At 42.4% G+C, this 26,212-nt stretch carries 20 protein-coding genes and 1 pseudogene; 14 read left to right on the forward strand and 7 right to left on the reverse strand.

Annotated elements, in window-relative coordinates; translation table 11 throughout:
* The first annotated feature begins 90 nt into the window (after window positions 1–90).
* On the forward strand, window positions 91–1,005 hold the full coding sequence (locus tag AC3Y23_RS09590) for a phosphotransferase (RefSeq protein WP_379198067.1): 915 nt from the start codon (window positions 91–93) through the stop codon (window positions 1,003–1,005).
* 348 nt (window positions 1,006–1,353) lie between these two features.
* A complete protein-coding gene (locus AC3Y23_RS09595) occupies window positions 1,354–4,647 on the forward strand; it encodes an endonuclease (RefSeq protein WP_379198069.1) in 3,294 nt (1,097 codons plus the stop codon).
* 115 nt (window positions 4,648–4,762) lie between these two features.
* On the opposite strand, the gene AC3Y23_RS09600 is transcribed toward AC3Y23_RS09595, so the two are convergent.
* Window positions 4,763–6,088 carry an epoxide hydrolase family protein gene (locus AC3Y23_RS09600; RefSeq protein WP_379198071.1) on the reverse strand — a complete coding sequence of 442 codons (1,326 nt, stop codon included), beginning with the start codon at window positions 6,086–6,088 and terminating at the stop codon, window positions 4,763–4,765.
* 303 nt (window positions 6,089–6,391) lie between these two features.
* Here AC3Y23_RS09600 and AC3Y23_RS09605 point away from each other — a divergent pair, with 303 nt between their 5' ends.
* From AC3Y23_RS09605 to AC3Y23_RS09630, 6 genes are all read left to right on the forward strand, one after another.
* Window positions 6,392–8,611 carry an AAA family ATPase gene (locus AC3Y23_RS09605; RefSeq protein ID WP_379198073.1) on the forward strand — a complete coding sequence of 740 codons (2,220 nt, stop codon included), beginning with the start codon at window positions 6,392–6,394 and terminating at the stop codon, window positions 8,609–8,611.
* Between the two features lie 920 nt (window positions 8,612–9,531).
* Entirely contained in the window at window positions 9,532–10,647 is a 1,116-nt protein-coding gene (locus AC3Y23_RS09610; protein ID WP_379198075.1) for an SAVED domain-containing protein, read from the forward strand.
* A gap of 24 nt (window positions 10,648–10,671) precedes the next feature.
* On the forward strand, window positions 10,672–11,856 hold the full coding sequence (locus AC3Y23_RS09615) for a nucleotidyltransferase domain-containing protein (RefSeq protein WP_379198077.1): 1,185 nt from the start codon (window positions 10,672–10,674) through the stop codon (window positions 11,854–11,856).
* A gap of 10 nt (window positions 11,857–11,866) precedes the next feature.
* Window positions 11,867–12,511, forward strand: a complete 645-nt coding sequence (locus tag AC3Y23_RS09620; RefSeq protein WP_379198079.1) for a hypothetical protein — start codon at window positions 11,867–11,869, stop codon at window positions 12,509–12,511.
* A 2,211-nt stretch (window positions 12,512–14,722) separates the two neighbouring features.
* Complete coding sequence (locus tag AC3Y23_RS09625) at window positions 14,723–15,409, forward strand: MarR family winged helix-turn-helix transcriptional regulator (RefSeq protein WP_379198081.1); 687 nt, start codon at window positions 14,723–14,725, stop codon at window positions 15,407–15,409.
* 96 nt (window positions 15,410–15,505) lie between these two features.
* Complete coding sequence (locus AC3Y23_RS09630) at window positions 15,506–16,858, forward strand: MATE family efflux transporter (protein ID WP_379198584.1); 1,353 nt, start codon at window positions 15,506–15,508, stop codon at window positions 16,856–16,858.
* A gap of 100 nt (window positions 16,859–16,958) precedes the next feature.
* Here the strand turns inward: AC3Y23_RS09630 and AC3Y23_RS09635 are convergent, their stop codons facing one another.
* Window positions 16,959–17,411, reverse strand: a complete 453-nt coding sequence (locus tag AC3Y23_RS09635; RefSeq protein ID WP_379198083.1) for an Lrp/AsnC family transcriptional regulator — start codon at window positions 17,409–17,411, stop codon at window positions 16,959–16,961.
* Window positions 17,412–17,582: 171 nt separating this feature from the next.
* Between AC3Y23_RS09635 and AC3Y23_RS09640 the strand changes: the two genes are divergently transcribed.
* Entirely contained in the window at window positions 17,583–18,479 is an 897-nt protein-coding gene (locus tag AC3Y23_RS09640; protein ID WP_379198085.1) for an alpha/beta hydrolase, read from the forward strand.
* A 142-nt stretch (window positions 18,480–18,621) separates the two neighbouring features.
* Here AC3Y23_RS09640 and AC3Y23_RS09645 read toward each other — a convergent pair whose 3' ends face one another.
* Window positions 18,622–19,461 carry a LysR family transcriptional regulator gene (locus tag AC3Y23_RS09645; RefSeq protein WP_379198087.1) on the reverse strand — a complete coding sequence of 280 codons (840 nt, stop codon included), beginning with the start codon at window positions 19,459–19,461 and terminating at the stop codon, window positions 18,622–18,624.
* A gap of 161 nt (window positions 19,462–19,622) precedes the next feature.
* On the opposite strand from AC3Y23_RS09645, the gene AC3Y23_RS09650 reads away from it, so the two are divergent.
* The 4 genes from AC3Y23_RS09650 (at window position 19,623) to AC3Y23_RS09665 (ending at window position 24,282) form a co-directional block, all read left to right on the forward strand.
* Window positions 19,623–20,585, forward strand: coding sequence for a DMT family transporter (locus AC3Y23_RS09650; RefSeq protein ID WP_379198089.1), 963 nt, complete (start codon window positions 19,623–19,625; stop codon window positions 20,583–20,585).
* A gap of 110 nt (window positions 20,586–20,695) precedes the next feature.
* Window positions 20,696–21,445, forward strand: coding sequence for a polysaccharide deacetylase family protein (locus tag AC3Y23_RS09655; protein ID WP_379198091.1), 750 nt, complete (start codon window positions 20,696–20,698; stop codon window positions 21,443–21,445).
* Between the two features lie 322 nt (window positions 21,446–21,767).
* The gene (codB, locus tag AC3Y23_RS09660) at window positions 21,768–23,045 is read left to right on the forward strand and encodes a cytosine permease (RefSeq protein WP_379198093.1); all 1,278 of its coding nucleotides are present in this window, start codon (window positions 21,768–21,770) and stop codon (window positions 23,043–23,045) included.
* Window positions 23,014–24,282 (forward strand): cytosine deaminase, encoded by a 1,269-nt coding sequence (locus AC3Y23_RS09665; RefSeq protein ID WP_379198095.1) that lies wholly within the window; start codon window positions 23,014–23,016, stop codon window positions 24,280–24,282. The genes codB and AC3Y23_RS09665 overlap by 32 nt, the downstream gene beginning before the upstream one ends.
* A gap of 149 nt (window positions 24,283–24,431) precedes the next feature.
* On the opposite strand, the gene AC3Y23_RS09670 is transcribed toward AC3Y23_RS09665, so the two are convergent.
* The 3 genes from AC3Y23_RS09670 to AC3Y23_RS09680 form a co-directional block, all read right to left on the reverse strand.
* Window positions 24,432–24,761, reverse strand: a complete 330-nt coding sequence (locus AC3Y23_RS09670; protein ID WP_379198097.1) for a GNAT family N-acetyltransferase — start codon at window positions 24,759–24,761, stop codon at window positions 24,432–24,434.
* 87 nt (window positions 24,762–24,848) lie between these two features.
* Complete coding sequence (locus tag AC3Y23_RS09675) at window positions 24,849–25,334, reverse strand: prolyl-tRNA synthetase associated domain-containing protein (protein WP_379198099.1); 486 nt, start codon at window positions 25,332–25,334, stop codon at window positions 24,849–24,851.
* A 37-nt stretch (window positions 25,335–25,371) separates the two neighbouring features.
* Window positions 25,372–25,764 carry an EamA family transporter gene (locus AC3Y23_RS09680; RefSeq protein ID WP_379198101.1) on the reverse strand — a complete coding sequence of 131 codons (393 nt, stop codon included), beginning with the start codon at window positions 25,762–25,764 and terminating at the stop codon, window positions 25,372–25,374.
* A gap of 44 nt (window positions 25,765–25,808) precedes the next feature.
* Here AC3Y23_RS09680 and AC3Y23_RS09685 point away from each other — a divergent pair.
* A pseudogene (locus tag AC3Y23_RS09685) lies at window positions 25,809–25,925 on the forward strand (AraC family transcriptional regulator); the annotation flags it as partial.
* Between the two features lie 109 nt (window positions 25,926–26,034).
* Here the strand turns inward: AC3Y23_RS09685 and AC3Y23_RS09690 are convergent.
* Window positions 26,035–26,211: a DUF2642 domain-containing protein gene (locus AC3Y23_RS09690; protein ID WP_379198103.1), complete on the reverse strand. Its 177-nt coding sequence runs from the start codon at window positions 26,209–26,211 to the stop codon at window positions 26,035–26,037.
* Window position 26,212: the final 1 nt, after the last annotated feature.

Raw genomic sequence — 26,212 nt, forward strand, 5'->3', positions numbered from 1 at the left:
TTCTTTTTATTGAACTAACGGGCAGTTATGCGTAACTTCCAGGGAATGTAAACATCTAAATAACGTAAGGAACGAGGAGGCAGACAATTCATGGGAGGAACGAATGTATGGGATGCGGAGTGGGAGGTTAACGAAGAGCAGGCGCGGACGCTGATCGGCAGACAATTCCCTCAGCTGTCATCGAAGCAAGTGAAGCGATTGGGCTGGGGCTGGGACAATACGGTTTTTCTCATCGGTGACGAGTACGTATTCCGGTTTCCAAGAAGAACGATTGCAGTTGGCTCGATTCGTATGGAAGGGAAGCTGCTCCCGCAGCTGGAGGCATATATGACCATCCCCTATCCTAAACCGTTGTTTTATGGCGAAGCAAGTGACGAATACCCGGCACCATTTCTTGGCTATTCCTACGTGCCAGGAGATTTCCCAATCGGTTTGACGGAAGAACGCCGGGCTTTATCGGCAGAGACGCTGGCGAAATTTTTGCGGAGATTGCATGAGTTTCCGGTCCAGGCGGCGCTGAAGTGCGGAGTTCAGCAAGATCATCGAAACTTGACGGACATAGCATCGCGCAAAGTGAAATTGAAGGGCTTTCTATCGAAGCTGGTTGAACACTTGTCGCCGGAGGAGTCCGGTGTGATCGAAGCGTATATTAGCAGACTGCAAAAGGACCGTGTCGAGGTGGTGAATGCACTGCTACATGGCGATCTTCATTTCAAAAATATGCTTGTGAATGAGAACGGGATCGTTTCCGGCATCATTGATTGGGGCGATCTGAGCGTAGGCCATCCAGCTTGCGATTTGAGCGTTGCTTATAGCTTTTTACCACCTTACGCTCGCGGCGTGTTTTTCGAAACGTACGGAGGAGCGGACGAGGAAACGAAGCTGCTGGCGCGGCTGATCGCGGTATACATCCCCATACTAATCTTAATGCAAGCGGTCGACGACGGGAATGAAGCGATTGCGGCAGAGGCGAAATCCAACATCATGCGGGCACTGTCGGATTAGGCTCATTATTTCGTTGCGGCTATGGGGCTATGGCTATCGGCACCTTTTTGTCGTTTAGAGGCCGTGATAAGGTACGATCCGCCTTCTCTGACGCCGCTTTATGTTGAGGAACAAGAACAACGGCAGCCGACTAAAATCATCGGTTGCGGTTGTTTGGTTAGCGGGCAGATTTCGTCACTGTGACTTTTTTCATAACGTATATCTCCTGAGGCATAGGCCAAAAGATTGATTTACATAAGTTTACAGAAATCTATGTTCCTCCTAATTCTTTGGCGATAGGATAGTAGACGACAAGCAGGAGCTTAATTTTGGAAAGTCCTGCCGATCTATCACTAAAGGAGGAAGGGTATGAAGAAGCATTCAGATTGGAAAAAGAAGCTGATGAAAGGCATGTTCGCAGCGGCGGTAGCTGTTCCGTTGCAGTTGTTCGCATTCGGAACTGGTCCGGCGGCATATGCTGAGGGACCAGCCGATCCTGCGCCGTTCATTGAAGCCAAAATAGTCAATGAGAATGCGGGCAAAAAGATTTTGTTCGATAATACCCATGAGCAGACTGCAGGTGCAGCCGACTGGGTGATTGACGGTGCTTTTTCCGATTTTGGTAACGCACTTGCGCAGAATGGTTATTATGTCAAGGAGCTTCGCAAGACAACACCAATTACGTTAAGCGATCTTTCCGCTTATGACGTCTTCATCACAGCCGAAGCCAACGTGCCTTACAAAGCCAGTGAACAGCAGGCGATGGCGCAATACGTGCAGAATGGCGGTAGCATTTTCTTTATCGCTGATCATTACAACGCAGACCGCAACAAAAACCGCTGGGACGGTTCAGAGGCGTTCAACGGATATCGCCGTGGAGCATGGGAGAATCCGGCCAAAGGCATGAGCGTCGAAGAGGCTGCCTCTGATGCGATGCAGGGTGTGGTTAGCTCTGACTGGCTGGCGAACGAGTTCGGCGTCCGGTTCCGCTACAATGCGCTTGGGGATATCAATGCGACGAACATTGTCGCCCCTAACCAGTCCTTCGGCATCACAACAGGAGTATCGGCTGTAGCGATGCATGCGGGCTCCACCCTAGCCATTCTGGACCCGACCCGGGCTAAGGGCATCGTCTATCTGCCGCAAACCAATGCAGCCTGGCCCAACGCTGTGGATCAAGGCGTCTACAACGGCGGTGGCGTAGCGGAAGGCCCTTATGTGGCTGTTGCGAAAAAAGGGGCCGGTAAGGCAGCCTTCATCGGCGACTCTTCCCCGGTAGAGGATGCAACACCGAAATACCTGCGAGAAGATACGGGCGCCAAGAAGACAACTTATGACGGCTTCAAAGAAGTGGACGATGGCAAGCTGCTGGTGAACACTGTAAACTGGCTCGCCAAAAAGGAGAGCTACACGAATTTCACACAGATTAGCGGTTTGACATTGGATCAGCCGACGGTGCTTCACTCGTTCGAGGAGCCGGTGCTGTCCACCGAACCACAGCCTGAGCCATGGGCTGCGCCAAACGCCGGGTATAAATGGTATGACCGCAGTACGTTCAAGCCAGGCTCTTACGGCGGACCGACAACTAGCGCAAATGCCGTGTACAAATTCACGCACCAGGCTGTGTTGCCAAATGCACAGAATTTTAAAATTCGGGTGATTGCGGATAATTTGCCTGCTGGTTCTACAGTTTCTGGCTTCCAAGTGGGGATCTACCAGGTAAGCGGAGGCGCACAGATTGCGAAGATTCAGAATGATGACGGTACCTGGCCGAGCAACTATGGCTACAGCTCTAACTTTAGCTTGACTTCTGACCTGAATGGCCATGCCTTCAAGGATCTGACAGTACAGATCAAGCCAGGCACGACTGCTGCTTCGAACCTGCGGCTGCGCCTTAATGGTAACAACCTGACGACCGAAGCGGTGACACTGGGGAATGTTCCGGCCGAGCCTCTCCCGGCAGAGGAAGATCCGATTCCAGCCGCGATCTCCGTCAGCGAAGCTCGGAACAAGGCTACAGGAACACTGGTGACTGTGGAAGGAACTGTGACGACGGAGCCGGGTATATTCGGCGGTCAGAGTTTTTACTTGCAGGATGAGACTGGGGGACTGTATGTCTTTCAGAGCCAGAGCGGCTTTCATGCCGGTGATAAGGTTAAAGTGACAGCGCCTACTACTCTGTACAATACAGAGCTGGAGCTGTCCGATGTGGTACAGATTGCGAAGACCGGAACGGCAGCACTCCCGTTGCCGGTTTCGGCAACAGCGGTGAACGATGCTAATCAAGGTCAATTGCTCAAGCTGTCGGGTGTGACAGTAAGCAACATCGTCAGTGCGGCTCCGAGCGGTTCGTTTGAATTTGACGCTATAGCCGCAGATGGGACAAGCAATCATGTACGAGTAGATGCCCGGACGGGCATTACACAGAGCAGCTTCCCATATACGGAAGGGCAGAAGCTGGATATTACAGGTGTTTCCGCGATTTTTAAAGGCGTCTATCAGCTCAAGCCGAGAAGTCTCGAGGACTTCAATCTTGTAAAAGAGGAGAACGCCCCGGTGACGACAGTTACGCTGTCGTCACCGCCGGGGTCTTCTGGCTGGCTGAATCAGCCCGTTGAAATTACCCTGAAGACAGAACCTGCTACGGCAACCATCCATTACCTACTGAACGAAAATACGGACAAGGTGTATAGTGCACCAGTGAATGTGAAGGAAGATGGCCGGCATACGTTGACTTACTATGCGGTGCCAGGTAAGGGCAAGGCGGAAGAAGCCAAGACACTCAGCTTTAATATCGACACAACTCCGCCGACCGCAGTACTGACAGAGTCCGGGCATGCAGTTGTAGATGTGGAGGAAGGGGCCCAGCTTCAATTTGAATTGACCGCCAGCGATACGTTGTCCGGAGTTGCTTCCAAACAGCTTCTGCTGGACGGACTACCAATCACCGAAGGCCAGATCTTGAACGCCTCCGATCTGGGCGCAGGAGCCCATAAGGTTGAATACGTCGTTACTGACAACGCAGGCAATAAGGCTGAGAAGAGCTATTCTTTTCAGGTAACTAGCGGTGCTTCTCTGGCTACAGGCAAACCTGGACAGCCGGTGCTGTCCTCGAACAGCGGTTATGCCAATGGACTTAGCGACGGCAATTATACCGTCACCATGAACCTCTGGTGGGGCAACAATGGCACCAGTTACAAGCTTTATGAGAACGACGTGCTGATCGACAGCAAGTCGCTGAAGGATGCTTCTCCGTCAGCCCAGACCGCAAGTACGGAGCTGCACGGTAAGCCGAACGGAACGTATGTGTACACCGCAGAGCTGACCAACAAATACGGTACGACCAAGAGCAATATCCTCACGGTCACAATCCGCGACGCATCTCCGGGCAAGCCAGTATTGTCCCATGACAATTGGGATGGTGATGGCGACTATAAGGTGACAATGAACCTTTGGTGGGGCACCAATGGTACGGAGTATCGCTTGTATGAGAACGGTCAGCTTATCGACACGCAGGCACTGAACGCTGGTACACCATCGGGACAGAGCGCAGTGACAGACGTCAGCGGTCATGCTCCTGGCCTGTATGAGTACAAGGCCGAGCTAATCAATGCGGCGGGAACGACCGTAAGTGAGACGATAAAGGTAACGGTCAACCGTTAAGCAAATTAAATGTTGGTCAGTTGGTCATGACGTTAATAAAGAAGAGCAGCGCATAACTGGCTGCTCTTCTTTATGCATTGAAGGTAGATTATAGGCGTATTCCACTCGATCCCGACTAGCGTAACGAGTGGAATGCGGCGCGAAGTTCTGTAGTGAACAGCTCTGGCTGCTCCCAAGCCGCGAAGTGTCCTCCCTTGTCGAGCTTGTTGAAATACATAAGTTTGGGGTATGCGCGCTTTGCCCAGCTCTGCGGGGCCTGATAGAGCTCGTCAGGAAAGACGCTCACAGCAACCGGGATCTCGACGCCCTTGACGCCAAAAAAGGAGAGCTTGTTCTCCCAGTAGAGGCGAGCCGAAGAAATCGCAGTGTTCGTCAGCCAGTAAAGTGAGATGTTGTCGAGGACATCATCTCGCGAAAGGCCACCGGGGTGTCCGGCAAAGGCCTGCGAGATCAGTTCCAGACTTTTCGCGTCATGGTCAAGCATAAAGGCGGCCAAACCAACGGGCGAATCAGCCAATCCGGTCAAGGTCTGCGGGCGAGTGCCCATCATTTCAGCATAGCCGATGTGATTGTATACGTACTCTAGCTGCTTGTACGCACGCTTTTCGTCTTCTGAGAGACCGGAGGGCATTGGTCCTCCGCATTTCAGCGCCTTTTCAATATCGGGTGGAACTGTGCCAGGCATGTTGGAGTGAATACCGATCAATCCTTTGGGCTTCTGTACAGCCATCATATCTGTGATTATTGCCCCCCAATCGCCGCCTTGCGCCACATATTTATTATATCCAAGGCGCTCCATCAGCTCTGCCCAGGCACTTGCGATGCGTTCGGGGCCCCAGCCGGTCGTGGTCGGCTTGCCCGAGAACCCGTATCCTGGAATCGACGGAATGACCACATGAAAAGCGTCCGATTCCTTCCCACCATATGCCGTAGGATTGGTAAGCGGATCGATAATCTTTAGTAGCTCGATGATCGAACCGGGCCATCCGTGCGTGATGATGAGCGGCAAAGCGTCTTTATGCTTCGACCGAACGTGGATGAAGTGAATGTCCTCACCATCGATCTCGGTCTTGAACTGCGGCAAGGCATTCAACTTCGCCTCGACCTTGCGCCAGTCGTATTCCGACGACCAATAGCGCGCGAGCTCCTGAATCGTTGACAGCTGCACGCCTTGCGATTGATCAGCTACCGTTTCCTTCTCTGGCCATTTTGTCGCGAGTATACGCTGGCGCAAATCGGTAAGATCTGATTCTGGGAATTTCACATGAAACGGAGTAATCGCGTTCTTGTCTGTAGATTCCTTTAATAGCTCCTTTTGATTAGCTATGTAATCTTGGGAGGGTATTATCCCACCACTTGCTTTGACATTCGTACCCCAGGCCATCAATCCTAAAGACAGAACCAGAGTCATGGCCAAGCGAAACCAGTATCTGCTGCTCATAAGTAGAAACGCTCCATTCGGAAAGTATTATTGGTTACCCTTCCGTTAGGTTCCTCCGAATAGTAATTCTTATTCCATGTTCTCATACAGGTGCTTCACTAACAGCAGATATCAAATGGGACTAACGTAACCCGTCACTCACTTCCATAGAGAGCAGATGACAATCACAAAGACCTAAACTTCAAGACGTCTGTCGGAACGGAGGAAATTCGACAAAATTTTTCTATGGGAAAAGGTGGAAGGATGGTATAATAGACCCATGCTTTTTAGAAACATTAGTAGTCTGGAAGGAGTATGAAAATTGTGATTAAAGGGATTCACATAAAAAACGTTGCAACATATAATCATACCGGTGTTGTTTATGATGAACTTAAAAAAGTGAACTTTTTCTACGGATCAAATGGAAGCGGGAAGACGACATTATCTAATGTTCTCAAAAATGCGGAGAGCTTTCCAAACAGCGTGATTGAGTGGACATCACAGCCATTGAAAACATTAGTCTATAATCAAAAATTTGTTGAAGAAAATTTCCACCAAGATTCAGACATCAAAGGTATCTTTACATTAGGTAAAGAATCAGCCGATATTAAGCAATCCATTCTTCGTAAAAAAAACCTTATTGATAAAGTGGATGAGGAAATTAGGAGATTAACAGCAAACCTAATTATAAAACAAAGCGATTATGAAATGAATGAAGCTGAATTTACGGAAGATTGCTGGAAGCTAAAGAGAAAATATGATGACGTTTTTTCAGCAGCATTTACAGGTTTAAGAAACAATAAAAATAACTTTGCAAAGAAGTGTAAACAAGTACAAGCAGTAGACCCTATATGTGATCTTATTGATCTGAAAGAGCGGGCAAACAAGTTGTTTAGGGGAAGTATTGAGAAACTCCCCCTTATCGATACGATAAAGATAGACAGTCTTCATTCGATTTGTAATCACCAGATATTTCGTGATCAAATTATTGGGAAACAAGAAGTAGATATTGCAGCACTTATATTCAAACTTTCAATAAGTGATTGGGTGAAACAAGGACATCAACATATTGATGCAACGAATGGGATATGCCCATTTTGTCAACAGGAACTGCCAGAAAGTTTTATTCAAAAGCTCAATGATTATTTTAATGAAAATTACGAAAAACAAATGTTAGAACTTCATGATTGCATTGAGACCTATATCCGTTTAATTGATAAACTTGAATCTCAACTTTTGGAATTGATGACTAAACATGGAAATTCATATATGGAACTTAGCGTGATTAGGCAGCAGTATGAACTCATCCAATCTAAAAAAGAACATAATCTTGATTTAATCAAGCAAAAGCAAAGTCAGCCTAGCAAATCGATCGAACCTTCATCCTATGAATCGTTTGTTAATGTGGTTAACACAGAGATTGACAGAGTCAATAAAGAAGTCATGAAGCATAACGACTTTGTCGAAAATCGAGTAAATGAAGAGAAATTATTAATTAAACAGATTTGGGAGTATATTTTTAATGTAAATCAACAAAATCATGAAAAATATATTCGTAAAGAATTTAGTTCAGGAAGCGCGATTGCAAGGCTAACTAGTACCCTAGAATTAAAGAAGGCCGAAAAAAACACGTTAATTTTGGAAGTCGAAGGTTTAGAAGCGCAAATAACCAGCGTCATTCCTTCTGTGAATGATATGAATCGTTTATTGAAAGCATATCATTTTACCAATTTTAAGTTTGCTCATACACAAAATCAAGGGAACTATCGCTTGATTCGTTCTAATGGCCAGGATGTTAATCAGACTTTAAGCGAAGGAGAAAAAACGTTTGTCACTTTTCTTTATTTTATGCACTTATTAAATGGTAGTAACAACAGAGAGCGGATAACGGAAAATAAAGTAGTTATTATTGATGATCCGATATCAAGCTTGGATAGCAATGTGTTGTTTATTGTTAGCAATCTCATTTTAAAGCTTATAAATGAAGTGCGAAGTAATCTAAATAATGTTACCCAACTTTTTATTTTAACTCATAATATTTATTTTCACAAAGAAATAACCTTTAATAAAAAGAGGTCTAAAGGTAGAAGAATGCAAGACGAAACATTTTGGATCATTAGAAAAATCAATGATGTTACCGAGACTAAAACATACGAAATTAATCCTATTAAAAGTTCCTACGAGTTAATGTGGCAAGAATTAAGATTAGCACAAGACAGCTCTTCTATGACAGTCCAAAACATAATTCGTAGAATCATTGAAAATTATTTCAAGTTATTCGGAAATTACAGTGAAGATGATATATTAAATAAATTTGATGAAGAAGAAAAAGTGATCTGTAAATCACTTCTTTCATGGGCAAATGATGGTTCGCATTTTGCTGGTGATGACATGTATATTGAGCATCCAATGGATACGGTGAATAAATATTTGAGGATATTTGAGAAGATATTTGTAGTTACTAATCATCATTCGCATTATAAGATGATGATGGGAATTGATGAAAGTATTGAAGAGGGGTTGGATCAAACACAGATATCATGAAAGGATATGATTCAGTTCTAGTCACTTAGGAGGTTGCCTCCCATCGTGAGACTGTCAGTTCTTAGAACAATTCTGATAAGCGTTACATGTAACCAACTTGAAGTTTCCACAGGTGGCAATCCAGGATATGAAAAATATCCATAAAATAATCTTCTAAAATATCCTCGAATGCTATGAGCTGATGTTTCAAATCGTTAAATTTTCATTTATTGATTAGGCTGGTACTTAAATACAAATTGAGACTTGATCAGGTGTTAAGGATAAGATTAGAGGATGTTTACTTAAATGAGTCTTGAAAACCTAGATTGCGTCTTCGTGATCATCCTCCCGATAAACCATTCCAGAAGGTCTTATAACTGTAGCCCCTTCAAATAAAAATGTTCAGTTAAATACACCCAAGATTGGTTACTACCTTATATAGATTTCTAATACGACTTATTCGATGATAGATCAATAATACTAACAAACCCAAGGAAATATGGAAATAGAAACCCTAGAGTAACTGCTGAGGTGGAAACTCAAGTAGCTAAGACCTTTAGGATTTTCCCTCCAAGGCTTATCTTTTTATTGAATTTAATATGGTTGTGAACAGATGTCGGAGAAATGATAAAAATATGATTACTTTGAAAGTCACACTCTATGTGACTTTTTTGTTCTATGTATATGACAATAACATGGTTACATAGTTGATTAGATAATTACCTATTTGGACATGTAGTCTCAATTGTTAAATAAACAAGGGAGCACAAACTCCAAATTTTGTATTTATATTTAAAAATTCAGTATATAATTTTATTTGTAGATAGTTCAGAGGTGATTTGAATATTGAGAAATTTCACATATAAGGTCATGTGAACAGATAGAAACTATAACAGTAATTTCACGTATTACAATTAAATGAAAAAGAGGAGTAGTTTAGTATGTCAAGAACAGTACTACCAGAAAAGGTGAAAATAAGGCTATGGGGAAAGGCTTCAGGACGTTGTCAGTATGAGGGATGTAATAAGCCTTTATGGTACGATTCGACCACTAAATCTGAATTTAATTCAGCGTACATAGCTCATATTGTGGCAGATAGTCCTGATGGCCCAAGGGGAGATAAGAATCGCTCAGAATTATTAAGCAAAGAAATCAAGAACCTTATGTTACTGTGTGATACTCATCATAGAATGATAGACCGTGATCAAGTAGATGAACACCCAGAAGAAATACTGTTGGAGATGAAAAAAAGACATGAAGAAAGAATGGAAATGCTAACTTCTTTAACAGAAGAAAAACAGTCGTATGTTCTACTTTATGGTGCAAACATTGGGAAAAATGGTGCGAAAGTTAGTATGGAAAAAGCTATACATGCTATGTTACCTGAGAAATATCCTGCTGACAAAATGGGAATAGAGCTTGGTCTCAAAAGTAGTATGTTTAATGATAAAGAACAGATGTACTGGGCTATGGAAGCAGAAAATCTAAAGCGACAATTTAAAGAAAAAGTATCGCAGCGCAGTGAAATTGGCTTAAATCATATGTCTGTTTTTGCTTTAGCACCTCAACCACTGCTGATAGAATTAGGTAGATTATTATCGGATATACAGACCGCAGAAGTATATCAATTAAATCGTGAACCATGTGATTGGAAATGGCAAGAGACACAGTCTGAGGAATTCGAATACCGTCTTGTGCCGCCTGACACAATTACAAATATAGTTGCACTTAATATTTCATTAAGTGCAACTATAGATAATAGTCGCATTCGGGATGTATTAGGAAACGATGTATCGATTTGGACGTTAACGATAGATAATCCATATAATGACTTTTTAAAAAGTAAAGAGCAATTGAGATTATTTAGAGAAATGTTCAGAAAGTCAATGAATCAAATTAAAAGTTTGCATGGTCATAATAATGAACTTCATTTATTCCCTGCTGCGCCAGTATCTATAGCTGTAGAAGTCGGAAGAGCATGGATGCCAAAAGCTGATTTACCTTTAAAGATTTATGATGAAAATAAAGGGTTCAACCTTGTTTGGAGTATTGATTAGATATTTAAGGGAGTTGTTTCGAGTATGGATGAACGAAAAGAATGGATATTAGAGGAACTAGTTGAGAGATTAGACTTACCAGATTCAGCTTATGATAAAGCTAAAAAGCGATATGAGGATTTAGGGGAATGGTTTAACAGGGATAACTCTAAACTAAGTAGTTATGATGTTCATATATTCCCTCAAGGCTCTTTTATGCTAGGGACTGCTATTCGCCCTATTGGTGAGGAAGATGAATATGATTTAGATCTTGCATGTAAATTACGCCAAGGTATCAGTAAAAGTTCTCATACACAAGAACAATTTAAAAAAATTGTTGGCGAAGAGTTAGAAGCTTACAGAAAAGCAAGAGGAATTACAGAACCGTTAGTATCAAAACATCGTTGCTGGAGACTTGAATATCGTGACGATATTAGCTTCCACCTAGATATTGTCCCAGCCATACCACTTGACGAACTTAATAAAGCTATACTACTCGAGTCTATGAATAATAGGGGAACAAAAGAGAGCATTGCAAAAGGTGCATCTGAAAAGGCTATTTCAATTACTGATGACCGAGATCCGAATTATAATAAAATTGTTGTTGAATGGAATATTAGTAACCCTGTAGGATACAGCATGTGGTTTAATGAGCAAAACTACATAACTGAAAGTTATGCGTTATTAGAGAAAGCTCAAGTGGACGAGGTACCAATATATAGACACAAAACCCCCCTGCAAAGGTGTATACAAATATTGAAGAGACATCGAGATATTATGTTTGGAGATGACGAATCAAAGCCGATTTCTATTATTATCACTACATTAGCAGCAAGAGCCTATAATGGCGAAAGTAATATATACATTGCTTTAACTAACATTTTAGAAAAGATGGCTAGTATGATCAATAGTCATTCTCCTCGTGTTCCTAATCCTGTTAATCCAGAAGAGGATTTTGCAGATAGGTGGTCTATGCCTGAGTGTAGACATTTAAATTTAGAAGAGAACTTTACGATTTGGTTGCAGCAAGCTCAGAGAGATTTAAATAGTATAACGACATCGACAGATCCTGTGTTACTAACTGAATCTATTCTCAAAGGTTTTTCTGTATCTATAAATAGCGAGGATCTTAAGAAAAAACTTGGTTTAAGTGATTCATCAACCTTTTCTAGAAAACCAAAGGATCATTTTATCAGTGAACCTGCTAAACCATGGAAAGAAAATATTTAGGTGAACGTATATGAATTTAAATGGTGCTCTAGATTTTCTGAATGACTACCCAGAAATGGGGTTTCGACCCATTAAAAATGGGGAGTTAGTTCTTAAAGGGAATTTTAGATTTAGTGCAAATTATGTAGGTGGTCCAAAAATAGAAGATAGCTATGATCTAGAAATTTTAGTTCCTAAAAGGTTTCCATATGAACTACCCAAGGTTATTGAGTTAAAAGGGAAAATACCAAGAGATCATAATTATCATATTAACCCTGATGATACACTGTGTGTAGGTTCACCACTAAGAGTCATATTGAAAATTAAAAATTCGAATACATTGATTACTTATGCTGAAGAATGTTTAGTGCCATATTTATATGCCGTATCTTACAAGTTGAAAAATGGTGGTGACTTTATTTTTGGTGAACTTGAACATGGCAAAAAGGGAATATTGAATGATTACTGTGATATTCTAAATCTTACTAATCCAAAGCAAGTAGAAAAGGCGCTAAGATTACTTGGTATTAAAAAAAGAGAAGCAAACAAGATGCCTTGTCCATGTCAGTGTGGTAACAGGTTAGGAGCATGCGTTTTTCATCATAAATTAAATTTATTAAGAACTATTGCTCCAAGATCTTTCTATAAAAAACACTTATTAGAATTAAACTCGTGATTAACATTTGCTAAATAGATGTTCATTAATCTTTAAAATCGTGATAATTGAATCTAGTGTAAAATGAAAACTTTCTAAATTAAAAGCACACTGCTCTTATCCCCTTTTAGTAGATTCTCATAAAACCTTATGTGTTAACATGAGGAAATGAGTGACTTTGAAGGGGATTTTTGTATGGCGAAAAAGTGACCAGTCTTTCAATCGTACACAGAGGAATTCAAAGTAAAGGCTATTCAAACTTATCTCACTGGAGTAGAAAGATATAAGGTAGTCGCAGAGAAGTTGAATTACAAACTGTACCCAACTTAAAGTATGGGAAGGAAATATCGAAATGCAGAGCCATTTGATACACGCGAGGGTGCAACAAAAGCTATGAAAGGACGCCTTCGTACGACGTTTGCCAGTATCGAAGAAGAACGGGATTACTTAAAGGCACATAGGTGGATTACTTAGATAGTGATATCCAAATCTATTAACGGAGCGGCGATTGGACTTCAAGACAAAACGCCGTAATCGAGGAGTACGCGACCTGTATGGAGTTACCCGCCTATAATCCGTTGCAGGTCTATCTCGAACAAACTACTACAAGTGGCGAGGTAACACTCTCAGCAGACATAAGCTTATGAACAGGAGCATACAATCAAAGATCATATTTGGCCATTCACTTAGACCATCCCCATTTGAGTATCCTCGAATGCGAATAGCCATGTGGGAAGCGGGTTATACTGTTAACCATAAGAAGGTATGGCGGCTTATGGAGAGATCTAGATTCAGTTGGTCATTCGAAAGAAAAGGAACCGCTCCAACTACGCCCCTTCCGTACTTTATCCTAATGAATTAAAGCGACAGGTATTCTGCAGAAGCTTGGGAGCGATAATACGTATCTCTCGCATGGTACCCATGTTATTATAGTTGTCCGCCATTTAAGATCTTTTTAACAAAGAGACAAGTGTCTAAACGTAATGATGTAAAGTTGGTACTGGGTAGGATTGAACAATGGACGAAAAATAGACTTGTCCTAAGAAGTGTTTCATTTGGACCAAGGCCTCTAATACAACACACAAATAGAAGCATTCAGCGTCAAGGGCAGTACCCTCGCAAGCAACCTCCCTGGATAACACCTGTATCGAATTCTTTTTTACATCTAAAGTCAGAAAAGTTGTACCTTCACCAGTGTGAGTCAGGGGCAAAGATTCATTTGAGGAATATATTCACTTCTATAACTACCAACGTCTTCAGGCGAAACTCAAACTGCGCGTGCCGAATGAGCTTCGGCATGCGCGGGCTGCTTAGCTTTTTCATCAGTCTACTTGACAGGGGTATGACCACAGTCCTCGCTGGCAGCGTTTTTTTATTTTATCGGTATAGTTCTTGTTATTTGCTCAGAAACAGAACTTGATCCTATTGCCGATTCGATATTTGTCAAAATTGCAAATAAACTCAAAGTCAGCTTGGCTCCCATGATTAAAGCACAGTTCTCCTTAAATAGTGAACAGATGTGTATATCATTCAATGAGTAGTTCGTATGGGATCTACGATAGAATGTAATTTAATATATGAAGTACAAAATAAATTATTTTGGTATAGTGAATCCCCTCGCTCGATTAATATGGTTATCACTTGTGGTTTTTCTTTTCTTTAAGACCTTCTCAGGATGAAATATTGTCGACAGATCTCGTTGTTAGTAAAAAGTTCTAGACTTGAACTGTTGATTTTATGTAGTTGTTGCCAATAAAATAATAATTCTGGGATAAAGAATTATACAAAGAGATTCAATAAATGAAATAGTGGCCATCTAATACCTAAAAATCATAAAGTCGTAAACCTCTTCTGTTTGAATTCGCTACATCAAGTTGCTTGAATCTTCCTACATTGATATTCCTTCAATCGAATTCGTTCGGGCGTATAAATCATAACATTGACCCAAGTCCTCAAGAGGCACGAGTTGAATAATACGACAATCTTAACAATGATAGACACTGTATTTGAGTTTAGCTGAGCAGGTAAAATATCTTTTTAAAGCGGCAGGAACTTCATTGGTACGTTCTTTAGCCAGACCCTGGAAATAGCAAACCAACATATTAACGGTACCTGTAAAAAAACTTTTGACAAGTTCAACAGGTACCGTTATCATATAAATCAACAGGTACCGTTACATTGATTAACAGGTACCGTAAATAAAATAACCAAACCCAATTAGGAGGATTCATTATGGAAATGAATACTGAACTGTACGAAAAACTCGCGAAATTGCAATGGCTGCTGCAGAGAAAACAATTTAAGACCCACGCGGCTGTCGGCCCTATGGCAGACACCTCACGGGGACAAGGTAGAATCCTGGCGTTTCTCCGGATGAAAGACGGGATCAGCACAAAGGATTTGTCCTATATGCTGGACATTCGGGTATCATCCCTCAACGAGTTACTGGCAAAATTGGAGAAAGCCGAGTATATCACTCGTAGACCTTCAGACTCAGACAAACGTATTATTTTGATTTACTTGACGGAAAAAGGACAAAAGGAAGAAGAGCAGGAGATAGACGGTGGCAATATCTTTTCTGGTCTGTCACCAGAAGAGCAGGTTACTTTCGGGGAATATCTCACCCGCGTCATAGCCGCCTTAGAGAAGGAGCTTGGAACCGAAGAAGAACGTGACATCATGGCGATATGGATGAAGGCTGCGCGGGAGCGTATGGGAACAGAGGAATTTGATCGATTAATGGCCATGCGCGAACAGATGGGCAGAGAGTGGAGAAATTCTGGGGACGAGCGCTTTGGCGGAAGATTCCCCGGGTTTGGACGGGATGGACGCGGTAACGACATGCGCGGATTCGGCTGGCCTTCTAGAGACGATAGAAATGCTTCGATAGACAATTCGCAAGACCCGGAAGATAAATAACTATATCTGATGAGCAAGAGAACGTAATAAAAAGCGAGAAGGAACAAAGGAGAAGGCCCATCAAATCCTAAATAAATAAAGATAGTGGTGAATCATATGGATGCAGAAAACCTCCATTACTTTGAAAAAGCACCGGTTGCAAAAGCCGTAGCTCACTTCGCAATACCAATGATGTTAGGCACGTCACTGAGTGTCATATACTCTATCTTAAATGCCTACTTCCTCGGCACACTCGGCCATACTGCCATGTTAACTGCACTGGCGCTAACCTTACCGTTATTCGCGATCATTATGGCGCTAGGCAACTTGATTGGCGTCGGTAGCGGTACATTCATCTCCCGTTTACTGGGAGAGAAGCGATATGAGGATGTAAAGCATGTGTCTTCATTCGCTTTTTACAGCAGCTTGATTCTAGGTATAATCTTGATGGCTGCCGGCTTCCCGTTAATTGAACCAATCGTTCATAGCCTGGGAGCAACACCTGACTCCTTTGGATTTACGAAGGACTATGTCACGATCATGTTAATCGGTTCGCCATTCATCGTATTATTCTTCACGTTGGAGAATATCGTACGTTCAGAGGGAGCAGCCATTACATCAATGGTTGGTATGATTCTCAGTGTTGTCGTGAATATTATCCTCGATGCATTAGTGATCTTCGTGTTCCATTGGGATGTGATCGGCGTTGCGTCTGCTACAGTCATTTCCAACTTGGTTGCGAGTGCATTCTACGCTTTCCATATCAGATATAAGAGCCAATTCTTTACCCTCTCCGTAAAATGGTTCAAGGTTACCAAGGAGATTCTCAGCAATGTACTCAAAATCGGAATTCCCATTTTTATCATGAGTGTCTTTATGGGAGCAATGTCACTCATCTTTAACCATTATCTTATCGAATACGGGGATCAGGCCGTAGCGGCCTTTGGTATTTCATCACGTTTATTGCAATTTCCTGAGTTTATTCTGATGGGATTATGTGAGGGTGTCGTGCCGCTCATAGCCTTCACTTTTACAGCGAATAAATTACGCATGAAGCATACTATAGGATTTACCATCAAAACGATGGTGGCGTTGGCCATCGTGTTTGGCATCTTCGTCTATCTGATTTCCGACCACTTAATCGGTTTGTTTACCAATGACCCGCTATTAATTGAAATGGGCAGCTACATTCTGCATGTGACGTTCTTATCCTTGTTCATTACAGGGATGACGTCGTTGTTCACAGGGATCTTCCAAGCAACTGCGCAAGGAACCGCAGCGTTTATTATGTCAGTCATTCAAGGACTCACGCTAATTCCTGTGCTCTATATCGCCAATCGTATGAACGGCTTTCACGGGGTGATCTGGTCGCTTGTCATTTCGGATGCTGTCGCATTCCTTGTTGGTGCCATCATGTTGTATATTCTACGAAACAAATTGCAGCCGGATTTAGAAGCATTAGCACAGTAGGAAAAAAGAAAGCAGAGCACATGCAAAAAGACAGGATAAGGGTGTCCCTTGATTCTGCCTTTTTTTGTTTTATAGATGAAATTAAACCTTCATAAGAGACTCATTCCGATTCTGCAACTTCTTCAAGTGAATAGATGAGGGGCAGATGCTCAATCGGTGACGACATGATGATCTGAATGGTATAAGTTCCATACTTATCGCACTGTTTACCAAACTCTTCAATGGAGGATGTAGAGTCAGTCACGACTTTTAATAAATAATTGTAATCACCACTGATGCGATGACACTCCTTTATATACGGGGAAGAACGTGCAAAATCAAGAAATGCAGAGCAATCTCTAGTTCGCAAAAGCATATATGCCGCAGCGTTTTTGCCTATTTTTTCAGGAGAAATGACTGTCCGATAACCCTCAATAACCCCTTTTTCCTCCATTCGTCTGACTCGCTCCGATACAGCAGGTTGGGACAGGCCCACATATTTGCCGAGCTCTGTCATCGATATTCTTCCCTGTTCCTGAAGATAAAACAGAATTTGCTTGTCTATTTGATCCATTACAACTAGCTCCTTTTAAATCCAAAGTGAAGTACATATAATTCAAAGTATTCCTTAGCAATATGGCTATAATTCATCGATTACGCTGTGCAAATTATTCAAATTCATTATTATAATAAACTTGTATCAATCAAGTATCAATACACTAAACATTCAGATAGGAGTAATGTTATGAAAGAGTCATTGTTAAAAGCACATCGTCTATTTAAAGATAATCTGCCAAGTTATTCAGCATCCGTTGATGAGGTTCGCCGAATTACAGAAGAACAAATGTGGGGCTCACTGCCGGTAGCAAGTGATTTGATGACAGAGGAGGTAGACATTGATGGAATGCAAGGGGAATGGCAATTTTTCCCTGAGTCCAGCGAAGAATGTGTACTACTATATTTGCATGGCGGTGGGTATATGATGGGAAGTATCAATTCACATCGGAGTGAATCCAGCGAAATAGGAAGAGCGGCTAAGGCTCGTACATTGGCTATAAATTATCGTCTGGCCCCAGAACATCCTTTCCCTGCTCCAATTGAAGATGCGATGAAAGCTTACAGTTGGTTACTGGACCAAGGGTATCATCCCAAAAATATTATTATTGCTGGTGAATCCGCAGGGGGGAACCTTACGGCAGCCTTTTTAATGTACATCCGTGATACCGGGACACCATTACCGGCAGGTGGGATAATGATCTCCCCATGGATTGATTTAGGACTAACCGGAGAGACTTACACCACCAGAGAGGGAGTAGACCCGATTAATACCAAAGCAGCCATCCAACAATTAGCTGATAATTATTTAAATGGTGTCTCACCGACAGTTCCGTATGCCTCGCCGATTTACGGCGATTTGAGAGGATTGCCCCCAATCTACGTCATGGTCGGAGAAGCTGAAATTATGTTAAGCGAGTCATTAACGTTCGTGACACGTGCAGCATTGGCAGGCGTTGATATCCGTTTCAGATCTTGGCCGGGGATGATCCATAACTGGATCTTCTGTCACTCTTTCCTGGAAGAGGCGAGAGAAGGAATAGATAGTGCAGGGGCATTCATGGAAGAACTGTACTCAAAACAATAATTAGTTTGAATCCAAAATAAGAAGATGACATTCTCCCCTCCGGTAAACAGTGAACATGAACTCATAAAAGATGAGCCTTATAACTGAAAGCCGGAGGGGGCTTTATTATTTTCAAACTGCAATCCCGAATGTTAAAACCCTGTTATAGTTCTTCTATAAAAGAACTCAGCGTGTTCGTTAAAAAGGTATCTTTTCGCCGGATAAATACGGTTGTAACCTCATTGTATGGTTTAGGTATTCCAAATCCATTGATTTTACCTTCGTCAATTAGTCGAATGACCGATGATTTCGGAACAATGGTAACGCCAATTCCGGCAGTGATGCTGCCGATTATGGTTTCAAATGAACCGAATTGCATAATCTGCCTCGGAATAACGCCCTCTTCCTTTAACCAACTTTCGAGCCTTTCACGATACCCGCATCCTTTGTTGAACAGCAACAGAGGTTTTTTTGTGATGTCCTCTTTTGCAAAAGATTCGCTCTTAGTAACGAGGATAAGTTCCTCTCGAAAAACCTTTTGACATTCGATCAAAGGATGCTGCACAGGCCCTGTCACAAAAGCACCGTCTAGTTTCAGACTCAACACATCTTGAAGGAGCTGCTCGGTCACACCTACGGTCAGTGATAGATCGACATTTGGGTTCTTTTCGAGGTAGGAGGATAAAATTCCAGGCAAACTGATTACCGTTTCAACGATCCCAATATTGAGGATTCCTGAAGGAGTATCTGTACCCTGAAAGACATTCCTGATCTCATCTATTTTCCCTAATATTTCTTCTACATATACGTTCAACCGTTTTCCTTCAGCGTTTAGTACCATGCCCCGTTTATGTCGATAGAAGAGTTCAGTTTGTAGTTCCTTTTCGAGTTGCTTGATTCTTGCTGTTACGTTGGATTGAACATAACTTAATTTAACTGCAGCTTGACTTACGCTACCTAATTCGGCAACGGTCTTAAAAATTCTCAAGTCATTGAGTTCCATATTCCTTCTCCTATGTTAGCTTGCTTTTAAGGTAAAAATGATTCCATTCAAATTTCAAGTATCATTGTAAATGATGATAACTTCAACTTTCAATCATTTTACTGCTGATTTTGAATCCCTTATGATTAATACCGTTAAATAAATTAGAGATCATGTGGGGGATGAACGATTTGACAAGAAAGCAAGTATTCCTGGGCTCGGCTCTTTGCCTAACGGCCAGTGTATCATGGGGGGCCATGTTTCCAGTAGCGCATAGCGCACTACAAAATATCGATCCATTCTATTTTTCTTTTATCCGGTATTTCCTTGTGACCGTTATTCTCGTGTGTTTGCTATGGTTCAAAGAAGGGAAAGCTGCCTTTCGCTTTGAAGGAAAGGGACGAAAGCTTCTGATTTATGGGACCATGGCATTTACAGTGTACAATTTCATGGTTTTTTCAGGGCAGCACCTAATGGGGGAAGCAGGTACGATAACAGCATCGATTATGGAAGTACTTATGCCTTTAATTTCAATCCTTATTGTCTGGTTCAGAACAAAAATTAAACCAACTAGAAGTACACTCATCACCATAAGTATAGCTCTAGCAGGTGCTTTACTTGTTATTACCAAAGGGGATCTTTCATTTTTCACAATGGCGACGCAGCATCTTTTCCCCGTGTTACTAATCTTTATCGGTGTAGTAGGGTGGGTGCTGTATTCATTAGGAGGCAGCGAGTTTAAAGAATGGTCCACTTTAAGATATTCAACCTTAACTTGCTTGCTAGGCACAACCGTTTCTATGGTTATTGTTTCTCTAGCAACTCTATTCCATCTTATCCCTGCTCCGGATTGGAATACGCTATCCTCCATAAAGTACGAGATGTCTTTCATGGTACTCATGCCCGGGCTTGTTGCGTTATTAAGCTGGAATGCCGGCATTAAGATACTTACGCCGCTGAATGGTATCCTTTTTATAAGCATGGTTCCTATAACAACGTTTATTCTTATGGTTTTCCAAGGCTATGTGATCAGTCTTTATGAATTTTATGGTGCCTTATTAGTGATTTTTGCTTTAATTCGGAACAATCTCTACCAACGTAAAAATACAAAAATACATATTCCCGTAGATATCAAGACTACCTGAATTTAAGGAAGTGTCGGTAAGTGAGTTCCCAGCAAAACCAAGACAAACCAAAGGTCCTATACAGAAAAATTAATAGTGTACTCATCATATTGATAGTTGTACTATTGGGAATGCTCTTTTTCAATCCAGCAGAAAAGCGAAACGAACCGGAACCAACACCGGATGTACTACCTAGCGCGAATGATGAATCTCCTCACATTCCGAACATACCCGCCGAGGATCAGACATCTGCTAACAATGAAAAATCTCGTAAGCTGGCATATCTCACATTTGATGATGGACCAAGTAAGTACACCAATGAGCTCCTGGATATTTTGAAACAGTACAATGCGAGAGCAACATTTTTTCTGATTGGATCCAAGTTGAATCATTATTCGGGTGAAGTGCAAAGAATTGTTGAGGAGGGCAGCTATCCCGGGCTTCATAGCATAACGCATGATTATAACAAGTTGTATAAGAGCGGTAGTTCCTCCAATTTTATAACGGAATTCAAACAGGAGCAGAAGATGGTTGAAGACATTGTTGGATTCGCTCCGGATCTGATTCGTGCGCCATATGGAAGCAAACCACAGATTGATGAAGCATTCCGTGGGGACATATCTGCAGCAGGTTTTCGCATGTGGGATTGGACTGTGGATTCTAGAGATTGGGACTTTCCTGAGCAGCCTGATAAAATTGTGGAATTGATAAGCAGCCTTCTGAACCGAGAACAAGAGATCATTCTACTACATGAGCGCAAGCAGACAGTGGAGGCATTACCACATATTTTGGAGCTGCTTAAGGAACGTGGTTATGAGTTTGAGGTGTATGATCCCAATGCTCACTTCATAGCTAATTTTAGTGGTGATATACGATTGTAAAGCAGAACAAACAGAAACTGGATAGAGGCTTGCTGAAGGAAATTATACCGATTGGTTAATAATGACATTGACATCCGCAAGATTTTCCAGAATAATAGAGTCTAATTGAATACTGGTACCTTTAAATCAGTCCAGAGAGGCTGGCAAGGGCAGCGGATGTTTATAATCACGCGTGAATCAGGGCATATTCCGACAAGGGCTGCTCTGTGTCTTCGCGCGGGTTATGATGCAAAAAAGAGGCTACTTGTCAGTTTGAGACTTGACGAGTAGCCTCTTTTTTCTGCTTTTTGGTATCAGAACACTTTAAGTTGGGGGTATTCTGATGAGCAAACAAGATCAAGAATTTTCATGGCAAGCGGTGCCGAAATCGCAGAGAAACCATTTTTGGAAGACGTTATCCGTAATGCTCGGATTCACATTCTTCTCGGCAAGTATGCTGGCAGGGGGAACGCTCGGAGTTAGCTTGACGTTCATGGAGTTCATTGGCATCGTACTTGCAGGGAATTTGGTGCTTGGTATTTATACGGGAGCGCTGGCGCATATCGCCGCCAAAACGGGCTTGTCCACGCATTTGTTAGCAAAATATGCATTCGGTCAGAAAGGGTCGCACCTGCCTTCGTTCCTGCTCGGCTTCACGCAGGTCGGTTGGTTCGGTGTTGGTGTAGCGATGTTCGCGATTCCAGTCGCTAAAGCGATGGATTGGAATGTGTACCTGTTGATCATCCTGTTCGGTCTTGCAATGACAGCATCAGCCATCTTCGGGATGAAGTCACTTGTCATTCTGGGTTATATCGCGGTTCCGGCGATTGCCATTCTTGGTGGTTACTCCATGTTCGAAGGTGCAAGTACGCTTGGTGGTCTGCAAGGGTTGTTCGATTACACGCCGACTCAGAGTCTCACTGCGGCAGCGGCATTGACTATTTGTATCGGATCATTCATTAGTGGCGGAACGCTGACGCCCGATTTTGCCCGGTTCTCCCGGACGTCCAAGCAGGCGGTTACTGCAACGGTAATTGCCTTCTTCCTGGGGAACTCACTCATGTTCTTGTTCGGCGCAGTTGGTGCAATGGCGTATAATCTGGCAGAAATCTCCGAGGTTATGTTCCTGCAAGGTTTGATCATTCCCGCGATCATCGTTCTGGGGCTGAATATTTGGACAACCAACGATAACGCTTTATACGCTTCCGGACTGGGCTTTGCTAATATCACTAAAATTTCGAAAAAGTTCTTCGTCATCGTAAACGGCATCGTGGGTACCGTATTCGCTATGTGGATGTACAACAACTTCGTTGGTTTCCTGAATGTACTGGGTGCGGCAGTACCATCCATCGGGGCTATCATCATCGCGGACTACTTCTTCGTGAAGCGCAGAAACTATAAACCGTTTGCCGATATGACTTTCAAAAGTGTAAACTGGATAGCGATGCTGGCATGGGCTATCGGTGTTGCATTCGCCCAACTGGCTCCTGGAGTAACACCACTAAACGCACTGATCGGTACGGCGGTAACCTATATCGTGTTGATGACTATCGTTCCTGCGAAAGAATCCAAAGAAAAGGGGAAGAAAAATGATTATACAGAACGCCAAATTGCGGGGTAAAGAAGGACTATGGAATATCCTTGTTAAGGATGGAAAGTTCGAGAAAATTACACAAACGCTTGAAGCTACTGCAAATGAGGAAGTAATTAACGTTAATGGCTCGCTTGTGCTGCCACCGTTCATTGAACCTCATATTCATCTGGATACCACACTAACGGCGGGCGAGCCGGAATGGAATTTGAGCGGAACGTTATTCGAAGGCATCCAGCGCTGGTCACAGCGCAAGGCATTCCTGACGCATGAAGATGTTAAAACGCGTTCCAAAACGGCACTGAAATGGCAAGTTGCACAAGGTATCCAACATGTGCGGACACATGTGGACGTTACAGACCCAAGTCTGACCGCAGTCAAAGCGCTGCTTGAAGTGAAAGAAGAAATGGCGCCATACATCGATATCCAACTGGTTGCGTTCCCACAGGAAGGCATTCACTCTTACCCGAACGGTGCGGCATTAATGGAAGAAGCATTGAAAATGGGCGTTGACGTAGTCGGGGGCATTCCGCACTTCGAATTCACACGGGAATACGGCGTTGATTCCATGAAGGTCGCATTTGATCTCGCAGAAAAATACGACCGTCACATCGACATCCATTGTGATGAAATCGATGACGAACAATCCCGTTTCTTGGAAGTGGTAGCGAAGGAAGCTTTCGAACGTGGATTGGGTGCCCGTACAACGGCAAGCCACACAACGGCGATGGGCTCTTACAATGACGCATATACGTACAAATTGTTCAGATTGCTGAAGATGGCTGACCTGAATTTTGTCTCCAATCCTTTGGTCAACATCCATCTGCAAGGACGTTTCGATACATATCCGAAAAGACGGGGACTTACCCGTGTCAAAGAATTGCAGGAAGCCGGCTTGAATGTATGCTTCGGTCATGATGACATCTTCGATCCATGGTATCCACTGGGCACGGGCAACATGCTGCAAGTGCTGCACATGGGTATCCATGCCTCGCAATTGCTAGGTTACGATCAGATCGTGAATTCAATTGATCTCATTACAAAGAACAGCGCTAGAACATTGCAGATCGAGGAAGTGTATGGCATTGAAGAAGGTAAGCCGGCCAACTTCATCGTGCTAGAAGCAGAGAATGAATATGAGGCCATTCGCAAACAGGCCGGAGTGCTTTATTCCTTCAGAGGCGGCCGCAAAATCGCAGAAACAAAGCCGCGGGAAACGTCGATTATTCTTGAGAACGGTTCGGAGAAGGTTACTTTCAATAAATAATGTAATGAAGCAAGCAATGCAACAAGCAGAGCCTGCGCATTAGTCAAAAATCCCCTCGTAGTGAACAGGGTAACGAGAGTTAGCGTGATTCTAAACTCTTCCTGTAAACTCGAGGGGATTTTTGAATTCTGGTAGGATGGAATCCTTTTTCACATTTCCACTGAAATAATGTATGTACACTTCCCATTTTCAAAATTTTGAAGTCGCCCAGAGTTTGCTTCAATAACCTTTCTTGATGATATGTTTAATTCATTACAGGTTAAGAGCAATTCTCTAATTTCCTTCTGTTTTGCCGCCTTAATCAATTCATTAAGAATAATCCTCCCGTATCCCTTGCCCCTCTCGCTTGGTCTAATGGTATAGCCGATATGTCCTCCTGATCTTCTTAAGTCGTCATTTAGATAATGGCGAAGCTTACCAATCCCGACAGGTCTCGAATTAATCAATAACCAGTATGTTGTTTGGGGGACACTCGACAATCATTTCATAAATGTCTTCACCGTCATCTTCGTTAGCTGGGCGTAACTCAATTAACAACTATCCCAACCTCCAGTCATAATATCGAGTTATATTTTAATTACACTAACCGTATTCCCGTGGTTCTTAATAACACTTAGTAAATCCTCAAGTGCAAGCCAGAGTGTGGCTGTATTTTCGTTGGGATGGATTCCAATGTTGATGAGCGGGAATAAATCCTCATCCATAATGACCTCGACTTTTCGATCTGTATCGTTCAGTATACCGAAAGGGGAAACTGCTCCTTTTTTTAAGCCCAGGTAATTTGACAGATCATCTTCTGAAGCAAAGCTGAGTGGTCTTGAATGAAGCAGATTACGCAATTCTTTAAGGTTCACCGTTTTATCCTTTTGAATGGTTAGCAAGAAATAACTTCTCTTTTTATCGTCTCGAATAAATAAGTTTTTCGCAATCTGATCTGCATGGGGCATTCCAAAGCTATCCATATCTTCAATGGTGTATACGGGTGGATGCTCAATGATATTATAGCTAATGTTTGATTGTTCAAGTAATCTTAGAATCTCATGTTTATTCATTTTCTTCGCCTGCCTCATAGAATATTAGGTAACATTACTAAATAGATTCCACTTTGTTTAATGATTTTGCCCAAAAATAGATCCCCATCCCGCATAAAACCATTAACCCACCTGCGAGTTGGAAGAATGGTATTGTTTCACTTAAGAATAAGTAAGCAAGAATGATAGCGAGAATAGGTTCGCCAATAATCCCTACTGAGACTGTGGTTGCCCCAACGGATTTTAACAATAGATTAAAAATATGTTGTCCAAAAATAGTTGGAAATATCGCCAGTAACAAAAAATAGGTCCATTCGCTAGAGTTGTATTCGATCAAGGAATACTGATTCAGCCCATTATAGACCAATAAGACAGCGCCACCAATGATAAAAACAATAACACTATATATATTTGCGTCTATTTTATGGCTTACTTTTTGTCCCGCCAACATATAGGTTGAAAATAATAGCATTCCTATAAAAGATAATACATCACCAAATTGCCCAGAATGTCGGTTTTAATCATGTCACTCATTTTATTCAATCTTTTAAAAAGCATCAGAGTAGAACGCCTAAAGAATTTCGTAAATACAGAATTGAGCAGATTCAATAAAGTAACCTGATCTAACCCGCAAACCCATTAGGTGAGATACAGGAAGGCAATAAAATGATTTGTATATGAAAACAAGAGCCGTGGGATAACTCCGGCTCTTGTTCGTCGTTTATTTCTCTTCTGCTTTTTCAAAATACACGATTTCACATAATCGAATGTGATGCTTTTTTCCTTCAACTACAAGAGCAACATGATCAAGGAAGACGTCATCCAGAGTACCTACCAATTTGCCGACAGTAGTTGTGATAACAATCATTAATCCTTTGTTATAAATTGAATTACACATC

The organism is Paenibacillus sp. MAHUQ-45, assembly GCF_058133325.1.

Coding starts and splice junctions, on each gene's coding strand:
- AC3Y23_RS09590 (WP_379198067.1), top strand. CDS start 91: ATGGGAGGAACGAATGTATGGGATGCGGAGTGGGAGGTTAACGAAGAG.
- AC3Y23_RS09595 (WP_379198069.1), top strand. CDS start 1,354: ATGAAGAAGCATTCAGATTGGAAAAAGAAGCTGATGAAAGGCATGTTC.
- AC3Y23_RS09600 (WP_379198071.1), bottom strand. CDS start 6,088: ATGAGCAGCAGATACTGGTTTCGCTTGGCCATGACTCTGGTTCTGTCT.
- AC3Y23_RS09610 (WP_379198075.1), top strand. CDS start 9,532: ATGTCAAGAACAGTACTACCAGAAAAGGTGAAAATAAGGCTATGGGGA.
- AC3Y23_RS09615 (WP_379198077.1), top strand. CDS start 10,672: ATGGATGAACGAAAAGAATGGATATTAGAGGAACTAGTTGAGAGATTA.
- AC3Y23_RS09620 (WP_379198079.1), top strand. CDS start 11,867: ATGAATTTAAATGGTGCTCTAGATTTTCTGAATGACTACCCAGAAATG.
- AC3Y23_RS09625 (WP_379198081.1), top strand. CDS start 14,723: ATGGAAATGAATACTGAACTGTACGAAAAACTCGCGAAATTGCAATGG.
- AC3Y23_RS09630 (WP_379198584.1), top strand. CDS start 15,506: ATGGATGCAGAAAACCTCCATTACTTTGAAAAAGCACCGGTTGCAAAA.
- AC3Y23_RS09635 (WP_379198083.1), bottom strand. CDS start 17,411: ATGGATCAAATAGACAAGCAAATTCTGTTTTATCTTCAGGAACAGGGA.
- AC3Y23_RS09640 (WP_379198085.1), top strand. CDS start 17,583: ATGAAAGAGTCATTGTTAAAAGCACATCGTCTATTTAAAGATAATCTG.
- AC3Y23_RS09645 (WP_379198087.1), bottom strand. CDS start 19,461: ATGGAACTCAATGACTTGAGAATTTTTAAGACCGTTGCCGAATTAGGT.
- AC3Y23_RS09650 (WP_379198089.1), top strand. CDS start 19,623: ATGAACGATTTGACAAGAAAGCAAGTATTCCTGGGCTCGGCTCTTTGC.
- AC3Y23_RS09655 (WP_379198091.1), top strand. CDS start 20,696: ATGCTCTTTTTCAATCCAGCAGAAAAGCGAAACGAACCGGAACCAACA.
- codB (WP_379198093.1), top strand. CDS start 21,768: ATGAGCAAACAAGATCAAGAATTTTCATGGCAAGCGGTGCCGAAATCG.
- AC3Y23_RS09665 (WP_379198095.1), top strand. CDS start 23,014: ATGATTATACAGAACGCCAAATTGCGGGGTAAAGAAGGACTATGGAAT.
- AC3Y23_RS09675 (WP_379198099.1), bottom strand. CDS start 25,334: ATGAATAAACATGAGATTCTAAGATTACTTGAACAATCAAACATTAGC.
- AC3Y23_RS09680 (WP_379198101.1), bottom strand. CDS start 25,764: ATGTTGGCGGGACAAAAAGTAAGCCATAAAATAGACGCAAATATATAT.
- AC3Y23_RS09690 (WP_379198103.1), bottom strand. CDS start 26,211: ATGTGTAATTCAATTTATAACAAAGGATTAATGATTGTTATCACAACT.